The organism is Streptomyces sp. NPDC050806, from assembly GCF_055586425.1.
In genome coordinates, this window is record NZ_JBVJIF010000007.1 from 242607 (window position 1) to 256931 (window position 14325).

A 14325-nucleotide genomic window follows, 5' to 3' on the forward strand; every position below is an offset into this window, starting at 1 on the left:
TTGGAAGTGACCAACCGGGCACCTCCGCGGTGGTACCCCGGCCGGTACTCCCCGCGGAGGTGGGCGCAGTGACCAACGCATGGCGCTACCGGGGTGACCAGGCGGGTCACCCGGCCCGGGCGGAGGCGCGGCGGGACCGCGCGGGCGCTTCCCGCGCCCGGGCGGCGTACGACGCGTACGCCGCCGGCGGCAAGAGCCTCGCCCTCCACTGAGTGCGATGAGCGAGCGAGGCGGTGCTCACCGCGTGCCCCGTCTGCGGAGCACCGCCGTGGTCACGGGGGAGTGCAGCTCCCAGCCCATGGCCCGGTACAGGGACAGCCCGTCGTCCCGGGCCACCAGCACCCCCTGCGTGGCGCCCTGCTGCGCCGCACGGGCCGCCAGAGCCGTCATCACGACCCGGCCCAGCCCCTGGCGGCGGTGTGCGGGGTCCGTGCGGACCTGGTCGAAGACCGCCGTCGCGCCGGCCAGCGCGACCCGGCCGCCGGCCGCCACCTCCCCGGTCGCGGCGAACGCGCGCGCGTCGACGATGCCGCCCTGGGCGACCGTCTCGACGACGTACCCGCCCGGCAGCACGGCCGGGTCCGGCGGCGGCGCGGGGGCCGCGCCGGGCACCAGGCCGTCCCGCAGCCCGTCGGGCACCTCCGGTGCCCCCGCCGCCCGTGACGCCCCGCTGTGCGACGCGCGGCCCAGCGGGGCGGTCATCAGGTACTCCGGTGCCCGGAACTCCCAGGAGGCCGGCAGCGCGGGCTCGACGGCCGAGCGGGGCGCGCAGACCTTCAGCCACAGGCCCGGCGTGATGAGCGCGACGGACAGGCGGCGCAGCACCGCGGGGTCCGCGGCGGGCAGGACGTACCGCGCGACCTGGTCGGTGCGGCCCACGGCTATCCGGAAGCCGCCCGGTACCTCGACCGCGCCGTCCGTGCCGCGCGAACGCACCCAGCCGTCCACCCAGGCGCGCACGACCTCGGGCCGTGCCACGGGCACGCGGTGGTGCTCGGTCATTGTGTCCACGGACCCGATCGTATTGCGAGAGCTTCGCAATAGTGACGGTCGAATTCGGCCCCCTTGCATAACGCTGCCGGGGCCACCCGAATCCTTGGAAAATCAGGCTGCTTGAGAGAGGTCAAGGGCCGTGCGGGTACATATCGGTGATGGTGTTCGGCTCTACTTCGATGTGGAGGGAGCCCAACTGGAGACGGACGGACCGGACATGGCCGAACGGCCGACGATCGTGCTGCTCCACGGGGGACCGGGGGCCGACCACACCCTGTTCAAACCGGAGCTTTCCGCCGCGGCCGGATTCGCTCAGGTCATCTACCTCGACCAGCGCGGGAGCGGGCGTTCCGTGCGGTGCGGGCCGACCCAGTGGACGTGGGAGCGGTGGGCGGACGACGCGATCGACTTCTGCGACGCGCTGGAGATCGAACGGCCCGTCCTCCTGGGCTCGTCCAGCGGCGGATGGGTCGCGCTGCTGGCGGCCATACGGCACCCCGACCGGTTCGCCGGGGTGGTGCTGGACAGCGTGATGCCCGGGGACACGTACGAACGGCTGGAGATGTTCGAACGGCTGGGAGGGCCGGAGGCGCGGGACGTCGCCCTGCGGTACTGGGCCGGGGACACCGGCGACGAGATGACCGAGGCGTGGGAGCGCGTCTGCCTGCCCCTGTACTCCCGGCAGCCCGGCGGGGACGCGGCCACCCACGACCGGCTCCGCCGGGTGCGCTGGAACGACGACGTGCTGGACCACTTCCGCACGGTGCTGGCGAGGGGGTTCGACCCCTGGCGCGGGCTGGAGCGGCTGGAGTGCCGCGCGCTGATCCTGGCCGGCGAGCAGGACCCGGTGGCGACGGCCTCGGCGGCCCGCCGTTTCGCGCACCGGCTGAGCCACGCGGACGTACGGCTGCACGTCCTGGCGGACGCCGGGCACGGGGTCTTCCGCGAGTCGCCGAAACGGGCGATGGACCTGTTGCGGGACTTCGTGGTGAGCGGTCATGTGCCGCGCTTGCATTGAACCGCCGAGGCCGCTTTTCCGTGGCCGAATATGGCTGCCGGTTCCGGTGTTACCGGCGGGCGCGGGCGTGCGGGACGCGAAATACGACCGGTCGGTCGAATTCTGAGCCGTAATTCATTGATTGCTAAACCGGCCGCCCGGTCTGCCGACAATCGTCTTCCGATACGAATGTGGCGACGATGGCCCGGTGTTCCCCTCGCGTCAGCAAAGCACCGGAGGGGCCCTCGGGGTTCGCGGCGCCGCCGACCCCTCTCCCTGTCCGCCGCGTCCGCCCTGCCGTTGGTACGGCGGTGGCCCGGGTCAAGGGGGAGCGGGCCCCCGCCGTACCTTCGGCGGGGGCGGCCGGCGGCCGTCGGGGCGGAACCGACGGCGGTGGGGAGCCGGCCGCCTGAACGAGGACGCTAAACCTCCCGGCGCCCGGCAAGCGGGCCATTGCCGGGCATTGCCCGCTCCCTTACCGGTCCGTGCCCGCTTCTGGCCGCCGGGTGAATGACGTCGACCGGTGACGTACGAGAGCGCGAACCAGGGGCGCGCGGCAGTTCGAGCCGACGGTGGACCTGCCCGCCGGGCCGCATGGAGCCGGAGCTACGATCGACCACTATGGACGTAGTGATCAATGTGTTCGTCGCGCTGCACATCATCGGCATCGCCTCGCTGCTCGGCGGCTTCCTCACGCAGATGAAGGCGATGAGCGCGGGCACCGCCCGCTTCGTGCCCGCGATGCTGCACGGCGCGATCACGATGCTGGTGACCGGCGTCATCCTGGTCGGCCTGAACCAGATGCAGGACTACGCGGTCGACAACATCAAGATCGGCGTCAAGCTCGCCGTCCTGATCGTCATCCTGGGTCTGGTCTACGTGAAGCGCGACGAGGAGAAGGTGGAGAAGCCGCTCTTCGGACTCGTCGGCCTGCTCACGGTCGTCAACATCTTCATCGCGCTCCTCTGGACCTGACGCCCGACGCACACAGTATGGGCGGGGCGGCCCTGAGGGCGGCCGCGCACTTCGTCTTTTCCGGAACCGGTTCAGGCCGGTCGTACGTTCCCGTAGATCGGCATGTAGTAGATCGACTCCACGCGTACGTTCGCGCCCGGCTTCGGGGCGTGGATCATCTTGCCGTCGCCGATGTACATCCCGACGTGGCTGATGTCGTCGTAGAAGAACACCAGGTCACCCGGTTGCAGATCCTCCGTTGCGACCCGCGTGCCGGTCTTCACCTGGTCCCAGGTCGTCCGCGGCAGCGAGACGCCGGCCGTCTTCCACGCCGCCTGGGTCAGCCCCGAGCAGTCGTACGACGTGGGCCCGGTGGCGCCCCAGACGTACGGCTTCCCGATCTGCGCGCGGGCGAAAGCGATCGCCTTCTCCGCCTTGGTCGCGTACGAACCGTCGGGCACCCCGGAGCCGGTTCCGGAACCGCTGCCCGTCCCGGAGCCGGACCCGCCGTCCGTACCGCCCGAACCGCCGTCCTGCTCCCGCTCGCGCTCGGCCTGCTCCCGCGCCAGCTCCTCGGCCTTGCGCTTCGCCTCGGCCTTCTTCTTGCGCTCCAGCTCCGCCAGCCGCGCCTTCTCCTGCGCGGTCAGCCGGGACAGCAGCTGCCGGGCCTCGGTCAGCTTGCCCTGGACCTCCTGCTTGGACGTCTTCAGCGACTCCTGGGACTTCTGCAGCTCCTCCAGGCCCTTCGTCGCCTGCGCACGCTTGCGCGCGGCCTGCGCCTGCTGGTCCTGGTAGTCGGCGACCGCCTCCTGCTGGCGGCCGGTGAGCCGCTTCATCAGGTGGTTGCGGTCCACGAACTGCTGCGGATCCTGCGCCAGCATCAGCTGCGCGGTCGGGCTCAGCCCGCCGGACCGGTACTGGGCGGAGGCGAAGGTGCCCAGCTCCCGCCGGGCGTCGTTCATCTTCTGGGTCCGCTCGGCCGCGGCGTCCCGCAGCTCGTCCACCTTGGCGCGCTGCGTCGCGGAGCGCTCCTTGGCTGCGTTGTACTTCTGGGTGGCGACCTCGGCCTGCCGGTACAGGCCGTCGACCTTCTTCTTGACCTCCTCCATGGAGGGCGCGGGCTTCCTGGGGGACGCATCCGCGGTCTGGGTGAGCAGCGTGACCGAGGCCAGCGCCGCGGTGGTGAGCCCGGCCGCCGTACGGCGGTGTGCGGGCACGGTGAGCATGCGGGTGCGCGGCTTGCGATGAGACGCCAAGGCCGGCGACTCCTTCCGTGGACCGCCTACCGGGTTAGCTGTCGGGTTCGGGCGCGTGAGCGCGCGCGTGGGGCCGCGCGCCCACTGGTGCTACGGAAGGTGCCCTACGGCCGTGCGGATCGCTCCGCGGGGGCCGATTCACCCCGGTCGTGCGTGTGGGTCCCCGGCTCCGGCTGGCCGTGGTGACGAGCAGTTGCCATGCGTATGGCAAGGGCCGTGCGTACGAACAGACCGGACTCGGCGGGGCGGCCCGTGCCGGTGCTGTCACCGGCGGTGGGGCGGGCTGCCCGGTCGGCACGGTAGCCAACTCGTGTGACTTCTGTGAAGGCTGATGTTCGATTTGCCCGCAATCTTTTCGTGACCTGATCGTGTCCGTGCCGATGTGAGGGCTGTCGCGACCACGGAATGTCCGGTGTCGTTGTCCGTCCGTGACGGGCGGCGGGGTGCCGTACCCTCCGCGCGCCCTCGGCGCCGCCCGGCGCCCGCCTCCCGGCCGCCGGGAAGCGTGCGCCTCGTGCCCCCGGCCGCCTCCACACCGCGTCCCCGCCCTCTCCGCACCGCCTCCCGCACTTCTCCCCGCACCCGAATTTCACGGCCGGGGCCGGGCTGTCGGTGGGGCGGCCTAGACTCGGTGGGCGATGAGCAGCCTCTTTGACGACAGCTTCCTGGCGGACCTCGACCCCAAGGACGAGGAGCCGCCGCCTCCCGAGGACGAGGACCGTCCGGCAGCGGAGGAGGTGCCGCACGACCTCTTCGGTGGCCGCTACGACGCGCCCGTGCAGCGGGACGCGTACTACCGCGACGGCGCGGCCCGCCCCGCCGTCGACCCGGCCGCGCTGCTGGAGGGGCTGAACGACCAGCAGAAGGCCGCCGTCGTGCACACGGGCTCGCCGCTGCTCATCGTCGCCGGCGCAGGCTCCGGCAAGACCCGCGTCCTCACGCACCGCATCGCGCACCTCCTGGGCACGCGCCACGTCCACCCCGGCCAGATCCTCGCGATCACCTTCACGAACAAGGCCGCGGGCGAGATGAAGGAGCGCGTGGAGGAGCTGGTCGGCCCGCGCGCCAACGCCATGTGGGTCTCCACCTTCCACAGCGCGTGTGTGCGCATCCTGCGCCGCGAGTCCAAGAAGCTGGGCTTCACCTCATCGTTCTCGATCTACGACGCCGCCGACTCCAAGCGCCTGATGGCCCTGGTCTGCCGCGATCTGGACCTGGACCCGAAGCGCTTCCCGCCCAAGTCCTTCAGCGCCAAGGTCTCCAACCTCAAGAACGAGCTCATCGACCACGAGGACTTCGCCGGGACGGCGGCCGACGGTTTCGAGAAGACGCTGGCCGAGGCGTACGCGATGTACCAGGCACGGCTGCGCGAGGCCAACGCCCTGGACTTCGACGACATCATCATGACGACGGTGAACCTGCTCCAGGCGTTCCCGGACGTCGCGGACCACTACCGCCGCCGCTTCCGGCACGTCCTCGTCGACGAGTACCAGGACACCAACCACGCCCAGTACACCCTCGTACGCGAGCTGGTCGGCCCGGGGACCCCTGAGGTGCCCGCCGCCGAGTTGTGCGTCGTGGGCGACGCCGACCAGTCGATCTACGCCTTCCGCGGCGCCACGATCCGGAACATCCTCCAGTTCGAGGAGGACTACCCGAACGCCACGACGATCCTGCTGGAGCAGAACTACCGCTCCTCGCAGACGATCCTCTCGGCCGCCAACGCCGTCATCGAGCGCAACGAGAACCGCCGCCCGAAGAACCTCTGGACGGACGCCGGCACCGGCCCGAAGATCACCGGCTATGTCGCCGACACCGAGCACGACGAGGCGCAGTTCGTCGCCGACGAGATCGACCGGCTCACGGACGCGGGTGAGACCAGGGCCGGCGACGTGGCGATCTTCTATCGTACGAACGCCCAGTCCCGTGTCTTCGAAGAAGTCTTCATCCGGGTCGGGCTGCCCTACAAGGTCGTCGGCGGCGTGCGCTTCTACGAGCGCAAGGAGGTCCGGGACGTCCTCGCGTACCTGCGCGTGCTCTCCAACCCCGAGGACACCGTCCCGCTCCGCCGCATCCTGAACGTCCCGAAGCGCGGCATCGGCGACCGCGCCGAGGCGATGATCGACGCCCTCTCGGCCCGCGAGAAGATCACCTTCCCGCAGGCGCTGCGCCGCGTGGACGAGGCGTACGGCATGGCCGCGCGCTCCGCGAACGCCGTCAAGCGCTTCAACACGCTCATGGAAGAGCTGCGGACCGTCGTCGAGTCCGGTGCCGGGCCCGCGACCGTCCTGGAAGCGGTCCTGGAGCGTACGGGCTATCTGGCCGAGCTCCAGTCGTCCACGGACCCGCAGGACGAGACCCGTATCGAGAACCTCCAGGAACTCGCCGCGGTCGCCCTTGAGTTCGAGCAGGACCGCGACGAAGACAATCCGGGCACCCTGTCCGACTTCCTGGAGCAGGTCGCCCTGGTCGCCGACTCCGACCAGATCCCCGACGAGGACGACGAGGGCACGGGCGTCATCACGCTGATGACCCTGCACACCGCGAAGGGCCTGGAGTTCCCGACCGTCTTCCTGACGGGCATGGAGGACGGCGTCTTCCCGCACATGCGTGCGCTCGGCCAGACCAAGGAGCTGGAGGAGGAGCGGCGGCTGGCGTACGTCGGCATCACGCGCGCCCGGGAGCGGCTCTACCTCACGCGCTCCACGATGCGCAGCGCGTGGGGCCAGCCCCAGTACAACCCGCAGTCCCGCTTCCTGGAAGAGATCCCGGACGAATACGTCGAGTGGAAGCGGACCGGCCCGGCGACGCCGTCCGCGTCCATGGGCGGGCTCTCCTCCGGCCTGTCCTCCGGCTTCTCCGGCGGCGGCTTCGGCTCCTCGTCCGCCTCGCGGAGCAAGGCCGGGCCGAGCGGCTTCGCGACCCGCCGGGCCAAGGACCGGCAGGTGGTCGCGCTGGCCATCGGTGACCGCGTCACGCACGACAGCTTCGGACTCGGCACGGTCGTCGGGGTCAAGGGCAGCGGCGACAACGCCGAGGCGACGATCGACTTCGGCGGCGAGAAGCCGAAGCGCCTGCTGCTGCGGTACGCGCCGGTGCAGAAGCTGTAGGCGGTACGGAAGCTGTAGGCGGTACGGAAGCGGTAGTCATACGCATGGCCCGGAGCCCCCGAGGGCTCCGGGCCATGCGTACTCGCGTGCGTAACCGCGGCTCGGCTCAGTTGGGGTCGATGCCCTTGGAGCGCAGCCAGGGCAGCGGGTCTATCGCGTCGCCACCGCCCGGGTGCACCTCGAAGTGCAGGTGGGGGCCGGTGGAGTTGCCGGAGTTGCCCGAGTACGCGATCACGTCGCCGGCCTTCACCGTGCCCGAACGGATCTTGGCGCTGCTGAGATGGCAGTACCAGGTCTCCGTGCCGTCCGGCGCGGTGATCTCCACCATGTTGCCGTAGGCGGGGTTCCACTTGGTGACGACGGTGCCGTCGGTCGCGGCCATCACGGGCGTGCCGTAGCTGACCGGGAAGTCGATCCCGGAGTGCAGCGACATCCAGTTGACGCCGGCCTGCCCGTAGAGGGCGCTGAGACCGTGCTGTTTGACCGGGAGCGCGAACTTGGGGCGCAGCGCCTCCTTGCGCGCCGCCTCCTCGGCCTTGCGCTTCTTCTCGGCGGCCGCTCTAGCCTGCAGGTCGAGACGTTCCTGCGTACGACTGGCACGGTCGGCGAAGTCGTTCGCGTCGGCGCTGAGGTTCGACAGCTGGGAGTCCAGCTTGTTGTTCGCGGCCGACGGCTTCACGGCCGAGGCGTCCGACGCGGCCTGTACGGCGGTGTCGTCGTCCTTGTCGGTCGCGCCGGACACGGAGGCCGCGGCCACGGCGCACACGCCCATGGCGGCCACGGACGGCACCGCGACGGTCAGCAGCGCGGACTTCTTCGGCGTACGCCGCCGGCCCCGGCCGCCGCTGCTCCCGTGCGCCTCGCGCCGGGCGGCCCGGCGGCCGCCGGGAGCAGCCCCGGAGGGGCCGTCGAGCCCGCTCTCGGGGGAGACGGCGGGGGTGGGGATGATCGCGGTGACGGCGGAGTGAAGGTCGCCGTCCTCGTCGGCGCCGGCCCCGGCGTCGGCCGCGGCCAGGTCCTCGGGCATGAAGGCGGCGGTGGACTCGGCAGCACCCTCGGGTGCCGCGCCCTGGACGTGCTCGACGGCGTCGAACTGCGCGGTCTCGAACTGGGACGGGTCGAGGTGCGACGGGTCGAGCTGCCCGGCGTCGAACTGTCCGGTGTCGAACTGTCCGGTGTCGAACTGGGAAGGGTCGAGCTGGGACGGATCGAGCTGCCCGGTATCGAATTGCCCGGTGTCGAACTGTCCGGAGTCGTAGGGGCCCGTACCGAACTGCGTCGCCTCGAACTGGTTCGTCTCGAACTGCGCGCCCTGATAGGCCGCCTCGTACCCCTCGGCGCCGGCCCAGGCCTCGCCGTCCCACTGCCCGGTGTCGGTGCCGGCCCCGGCGTCCTGCTGCCCGTACCCGGCGTACGCACCCGTGGCGTCGTAGGCACCGGCGGCATCGTAGGCACCGGTGGTGTCGTACGAGCCGGTGTCGTACGTGGCGTTCGGGTCGTACGCCCCGGTGTCGTACGTACCGGTGCTGTCGTACGCGCCGTACGCATACGAGTCGTAGCTGCCGGTTCCGTACCCCGTGGCGTACGTGCCGGTGTCGTACGTCCCGTTCGGGTCGTACGCACCGCTCACGTCGTAGCTGCCGGTCTCGTACGCTCCGCCGTCGTGCGTCGTCCCGCCGTCGTAGGACACCGTGCCGTAGGCGCCGGTGTCGTAGGCGGCCGCTTCGTACATGGTCGGGTCGTACGCCCCGGGGGCATACGCGCCCGCGTCGTACGTTCCGGTGGTGTACCCGTCGTACGCGGCGTAACCGAGCTGGGGGTCCTGCTGCCCGTGCGGCTCGTATCCGGGATGGGACCCGTACGAGGCGTCAGCAGCAGAGCCGGTCGGGTCTGGGTTCCCCGACGGGTGACGGTCGTTCACCACCAACTTCTCTTTCGCCTCGGCAGCAGGAGAATTAGCGGCGACTGTACCCGGCGGTATGCGACGGCGACAATCTTCCGTAGGTTTCGGGCCCTTCCAGACCGGGCATTTGGCCGTCTTTCGGAGGACGCCACACATGTTCTTGGCGCCACGTTCGAAGAATGTTCGAGATCGATTGGCGTAGCCGTCGGCTCCGGCGTGCGCTTCGGCCACCTGCGCCGACGCCCGGAACGGGCAGGTCGGGGCAGGTCGGGGCGGTTCTGGGGAGTTCAGGCCACGGATGCCCGGTCGGGGGCGGCCGCTTCCGGCGGGGTGCCGGTCCGCTCCGGCTGGGCCGGATTGAGCGGATCCACCGCGGCCAGCGCTTCGCGGATGCCGGCGGCAACCGCGCCGTTGACCGGAAAGGCGAGATGTCCGACACCGGAGACATGAACGTTCCGAGTACGGAGATCATCGTGATCGATCCGGGCCGTCTCCACCGGGACCATCATCTGATCGAGATCGCTCCAGAAGCAGACGAAATGCGTCCGGCAATTCGGCGCCGGAGCGGCCAACTCCTTGATCACGTCGGAATCCGTCCGCATCTGGCGCACGAGCGGATGCGCGGGCAGCAGCGACGCGAGCCGGGTGCCGCCGTGCGGGGTGCCGAGCGTGACCAGCGTCCGGATCCGCGCGTCCCCGCCCAGTCGCTGGACGTAGTACCGCGCGATCAGCCCGCCGAGGCTGTGGCCCACCATGTCGATGCGGCGGTGCCCCGTGCGTGCGCAGACGTCCTCCACGTGGCGGCCCAGCAGCTCGGCGGCCTTGCGTATGTCGCACGTAAGAGGGGAGTAGTTGAGCGCCTCCAGGTGACGCCAGCCGTGCCGGCGCAGGGAACGGCGCAGCAGGACGAAGACGGAACGGTTGTCGATGAAGCCGTGCAGCAGGAGCACGGGCGGGTGCGACCGGCCCTCGGTGGGGAGGAGGGCGGGCGCGGGCAGGCGGTCGGCGCCGGCGCCGGGACCGGGGCCGACGCGGGAGCCGGCTCCGGCCTCGGTCCCGGTCTTGGCCCCGGCCCTGGCCCCGGTCTCGGTCTGGGCCCCGGTCCCGGTCAGCGGGTTGGAGCGCGCCCCCGCGCGCGTCCCGGCCCGCGCCTCGGGGGCCGTCGGAGCCGCTGCCTCTGCCGTGGCCCCTCTCCGTGCCCCGGCTCCGGTCCGCGACCTGGTTCCGGACCGTGTCTCGGTTCCGGACAGTGCCTCGGTCCCGGTCCGCGCATTGGTGTGCGTCCGGTCCGCGTCGGCGGACCACGGCCCGGCGGCCTTCCTCGCTCTCGAACCGGCACTGATGCCGGTGACCGCCCCGACGGCACCGATGGCCGTGTCGGCCATGTCAGTCATGTCAGCCATGTCGGCGGGATCGGTCGTGTCGATATCCGCATCGGCCGTGTCGAAATCCGCGTCGACACCGTCGACTCCGTCGGCACCTGCCTCGACGGTGTCGATGACCGCATCGATGGTGTCGGTGGTGTGGGGATCATTGAGCCCGCCCGCGGCGGTGTCGGCGGCTGCCCGGGCACGCGCCGCCGCTGCCGCGGCCTGCTCCTGCGAGACGCCCATGGGATACAGCAACAGATGCCCCGCGAGCACCGCCAGCTCCCAGACCGTGACGCGCAGCCTGGCGGCGGAGGGGCGGATCAGACAGCAGAGAAAGGGCAAGGCCTTCATCGGCCGACCTCCCGAACGGCATGGGGAGGACGCCTCTGTCCCCCGTCATGCCCTCATGGGGAGCCGTTGGGTGCGTACACGGTCCCCGTACACCGTGCTCGCCTGTGACGTCCTGATACCGGTACGGGACGCCGGCGCACTCGCCGACGTGTGTCCCCGCTGCTCCTGCGTCCGTACTGCGTTGTGTCCGTACGTGACGCGATACCAGTTCCCCGCACTCCGTGCGTGTGCATAGGGCCTGTACGTACCCGAAGTGCGCACCTCCGTGCCGCGCGGCTCACGACGCGGCGGTGCGACGACCTGCTGCGGCTCCCTGCGCCGTCCGCAGACACCCCCGCCGCCTCGCGGCGGCGGTTGGTGTGAGGCGTACGGCGCGTAGCGAACGTGTCCCACGTGTGATTTCCCCCTCCCTCCATGTCGCGAAACGGCTCCGTGCGCGATGCTGGCGATAACGTTCGTTCACGCTGGCGGCCGCCCGGACGGCCGCGCATTCGGTTGTCGGCTCGACGGCACTGGTCAAGGCACGTGCCGCGCTTGGCTTGGAGGCAGTGATGGGTGTGGCTCGGCATCAAGTGGCTCAATCGGAGAGCCGAGGCGGAGTGAGCGGAGCGAACGCAGCCGGTCCGATCCGTGTGGTGGTGGCCAAGCCGGGGCTCGACGGCCATGACCGTGGTGCCAAGGTCATCGCACGGGCGCTGCGCGACGCGGGTATGGAGGTCATCTACACGGGGCTCCACCAGACCCCGGAGCAGATCGTCGACACCGCGATCCAGGAGGACGCCGACGCGATCGGCCTCTCGATCCTCTCGGGGGCGCACAACACCCTCTTCGCGCGGGTGATCGAACTGCTCAAGGAGCGCGACGCGGAGGACATCAAGGTCTTCGGCGGCGGCATCATCCCGGAGGCCGACATCCCCCCGCTCAAGGAGCTGGGCGTCGCCGAGATCTTCACCCCCGGCGCCACGACCGCCTCCATCGTCGACTGGGTCAACACCCACGTCCGCCAACTGGCAGCCTGACCGGCCGGCAGCCCGGCCGACCGTCCAGTCGCCTGTCCGACCGCCTGTCCGACCGCCCGTCCGGCCGGCTGCCCGCAGGGACGGCGCCGCCCCGGGGCTCACGGCGCCGCCTCGGGGTTCATGGCGCCGCTCCGGGGTTCATGGCGCCGCTTCCGGGCTGGTGACGACGCTGCTTCTGGGGTGTGTGGCGCAGGCTGAGGCTCATGGCGCAGTCCGGGGCTCATGGCGCTGTCCCGTATGGCGCTGCGCCGGTGGTCGGTGTCGGCTGTGCGGCCAGTTCGGCGTGCATCGTGGCGCGTAGCCGGAGGGTGCCGACGAGGCGCTGGAAGGACTCGGACCAGTAGCCGTCGGCGCCCGGCGAGCCGTCCTCCGGTTCGTCTCCCCGGGCCGTGAGCTTGTCGAGCCGGTCTGCGGCGGCCGGGTCCAGGCACCGCTCGGCCAGCCCCATCACCCCGCTGAAACTCCACGGGTAACTCCCGGCGTCCCGCGCGATGTCCAGGGCGTCCACCACCGCCGTACCGAGCGGCTCCGTCCACGGCACGGCGCACACCCCCAGCAGCCGGAACGCGTCCGACAGCCCGTGCGACGCGATGAACTCCGCGACCCACGCGCCGCGTTCCTCCTCCGGCAACACCCCGAGCAGCTTCGCGGTGTCCCGCGACGATCCGGCCTCCGTGGCGGAGGGGCCGGCGTTCATGGGCGCGGCGCCCGGTATCGAGGAGGTGGGCCGGTCGGCCGCCGCGGACGGCGTGCCCAGGAGAGCCCGCGCCCAGGCGGTGTCGCGCTGGCGCACCGCCGCCCGGCACCAGGCGTCGTGCACCTCCGTACGCCGCCCCTCGGCCACCGGAAGTGCGACGATCTCCGCCGGACCCCGACCGCCCAGCTGCCCCGACCACACGCCCAGCGGCGCCGACTCCAGCAACTGGGCCAGCCACCAGCTTCGTTCGCCCCGTCCGGCCGGAGCCTTGGCCACCACCCCGTCCCGCTCCATCCCCGCGTCACAGACCGCCGGCGCTTCCACTTCTACGACTTCTACGACCGGGCCGCCCTCCTCGCACGCCGCCGCGACGAGTCGCAGGCAGGCCGTCGAGCGGGCCGCCATACGGGAGGCCAGGGCGGAGCCGGGGAGCGCGGACAGCAGTTCTGCCGCCGTGGCCCGGACGTTCCGGCTGCGGTCGGAGAGCGCCTTCTCCAGGAACGGCTCGTCCGCCGCCGACAGACCCTCCCGGAGCGAATCCAGGAACATCAGCCGGTCCTCGGCCCGTTCGGTGGACCATGTGCTCGCGAGCAGCTCCAGCCCCGCCGCCGGATCCAGGCGCCGGGTCGCCGACAGCAGCGCCACCCGCTCCGCGAACAGCCCCTCCTCCCAGAGGCGGCGACCGGCCTCCTGATCCCCGCGGGCCGGGATCGCCGCCGCCCCGCCGATGCCGCGCAGCGCGAACTTCCAGTCGCCGTTGAGTCGCGCCAGCCACAGCGCGCGCGGTCCGGCCAGCGCGAGCGCGGCGGGCCGCAGATCCGTACGGGCCCGCGCCGCGTCCAGCAGCGCGGGCAGCAGCGCGGCAGGCGCGCGGTACCCCCGCTCTCCGGCTGCCGCGAGCCACTGCGGCAGCAGTTCCGTCAGGTCGGGGGCCGTGCCGCGCCGGCTGCCGGTGTGCCCGCCCCGGTCGGCCAGCAGCAGCGCGAGCCTCCGCCGCGCGGCGTCCGGCAGTTCGGGCCGGGGATCCGGCGGGGCCGGGGCGGGGCGCTCCGCGGCGGGTGCGGGCCGCAGCCCGGCCCGCCGCCGTACGGTGCTCACCGCCGCCGCGTCCAGCAGCGCGGCGGCCGCCTCCTGACCCGCGCGCACCGGCACGTCCGGCGTACGCCGGTCCGTCCCGAGCAGCGCCGCGCTCACCAGCTCTCCCCAGTGAGCGGCGTTCCCACGGGTCCCTCTCACATCACTCACGGCCATCACTCACGGCTTCCGAACCCCTCCCGTTGCCCGTCTTACTGCTGCTTGCTCGACTGTCTGCTTGATCGGCCGCCCGGGTCTCACCGGCTGCCTGCTTGATCGGCCTCCCCCGTCTCATCGGCTGCCTGCTCGATCGACCGCCTGAGGGGCCAACCGAGGGGCCGACGAGGGGCCGACCGACGGGCCGACCGACGGGCCCGACGGGGCCGACCGAGTCCGACCCGGGTCCGAACGAGGCCGACCGCCGGTAGGGGGCGAGGCCCCTCTGTTCGCATCCCCCGTCGCGCGCCGCCGCCGACCCCCCTCCTGCCGGCGGCGGCACGCCGTTCCCCCCCCGTTCCCCCGTCCCCCCGTCCGATCGGCGGCGCGCCGGCTCCCTCCCCCGTTTCCCCTGGCGGCCGGCGTGCCGCTTCCCCCGCTGTCC

At 71.9% G+C, this 14325-nt stretch carries 10 protein-coding genes and 1 riboswitch; of the genes, 5 read left to right on the forward strand and 5 right to left on the reverse strand.

Annotation, left to right across the window (positions count from 1 at the left end):
* Positions 1-68 precede the first annotated feature (68 nt).
* Complete coding sequence (locus ACZ6WH_RS23205) at positions 69-212, forward strand: hypothetical protein (protein ID WP_469730198.1); 144 nt, start codon at positions 69-71, stop codon at positions 210-212.
* 25 nt (positions 213-237) lie between these two features.
* Here the strand turns inward: ACZ6WH_RS23205 and ACZ6WH_RS23210 are convergent, their stop codons facing one another.
* A complete protein-coding gene (locus ACZ6WH_RS23210; RefSeq protein ID WP_469730671.1) occupies positions 238-1002 on the reverse strand; it encodes a GNAT family N-acetyltransferase in 765 nt (254 codons plus the stop codon).
* 208 nt (positions 1003-1210) lie between these two features.
* Between ACZ6WH_RS23210 and ACZ6WH_RS23215 the strand changes: the two genes are divergently transcribed.
* Together ACZ6WH_RS23215 and ACZ6WH_RS23220 are read left to right on the forward strand one after the other, a co-directional pair.
* Positions 1211-2011, forward strand: coding sequence for an alpha/beta fold hydrolase (locus ACZ6WH_RS23215; protein ID WP_469730200.1), 801 nt, complete (start codon positions 1211-1213; stop codon positions 2009-2011).
* Between the two features lie 600 nt (positions 2012-2611).
* Positions 2612-2965 carry a hypothetical protein gene (locus tag ACZ6WH_RS23220; protein ID WP_432858011.1) on the forward strand — a complete coding sequence of 118 codons (354 nt, stop codon included), beginning with the start codon at positions 2612-2614 and terminating at the stop codon, positions 2963-2965.
* Positions 2966-3036: 71 nt separating this feature from the next.
* Here the strand turns inward: ACZ6WH_RS23220 and ACZ6WH_RS23225 are convergent, their stop codons facing one another.
* Positions 3037-4200: a C40 family peptidase gene (locus tag ACZ6WH_RS23225; RefSeq protein WP_469730202.1), complete on the reverse strand. Its 1164-nt coding sequence runs from the start codon at positions 4198-4200 to the stop codon at positions 3037-3039.
* A gap of 8 nt (positions 4201-4208) precedes the next feature.
* Positions 4209-4395, reverse strand: a riboswitch (cyclic di-AMP (ydaO/yuaA leader).
* A gap of 443 nt (positions 4396-4838) precedes the next feature.
* On the opposite strand from ACZ6WH_RS23225, the gene pcrA reads away from it, so the two are divergent.
* Complete coding sequence (gene pcrA, locus ACZ6WH_RS23230; protein WP_469730204.1) at positions 4839-7310, forward strand: DNA helicase PcrA; 2472 nt, start codon at positions 4839-4841, stop codon at positions 7308-7310.
* 106 nt (positions 7311-7416) lie between these two features.
* Here pcrA and ACZ6WH_RS23235 read toward each other — a convergent pair whose 3' ends face one another.
* A complete protein-coding gene (locus ACZ6WH_RS23235; protein ID WP_469730206.1) occupies positions 7417-9231 on the reverse strand; it encodes a M23 family metallopeptidase in 1815 nt (604 codons plus the stop codon).
* Positions 9232-9500: 269 nt separating this feature from the next.
* On the reverse strand, positions 9501-10325 hold the full coding sequence (locus tag ACZ6WH_RS23240; RefSeq protein ID WP_469730673.1) for an alpha/beta hydrolase: 825 nt from the start codon (positions 10323-10325) through the stop codon (positions 9501-9503).
* Between the two features lie 1160 nt (positions 10326-11485).
* On the opposite strand from ACZ6WH_RS23240, the gene ACZ6WH_RS23245 reads away from it, so the two are divergent.
* Positions 11486-11953, forward strand: coding sequence for a cobalamin B12-binding domain-containing protein (locus tag ACZ6WH_RS23245; protein WP_432858015.1), 468 nt, complete (start codon positions 11486-11488; stop codon positions 11951-11953).
* A gap of 220 nt (positions 11954-12173) precedes the next feature.
* On the opposite strand, the gene ACZ6WH_RS23250 is transcribed toward ACZ6WH_RS23245, so the two are convergent.
* Positions 12174-13901 carry a DUF5691 domain-containing protein gene (locus tag ACZ6WH_RS23250; protein ID WP_469730208.1) on the reverse strand — a complete coding sequence of 576 codons (1728 nt, stop codon included), beginning with the start codon at positions 13899-13901 and terminating at the stop codon, positions 12174-12176.
* Positions 13902-14325: the final 424 nt, after the last annotated feature.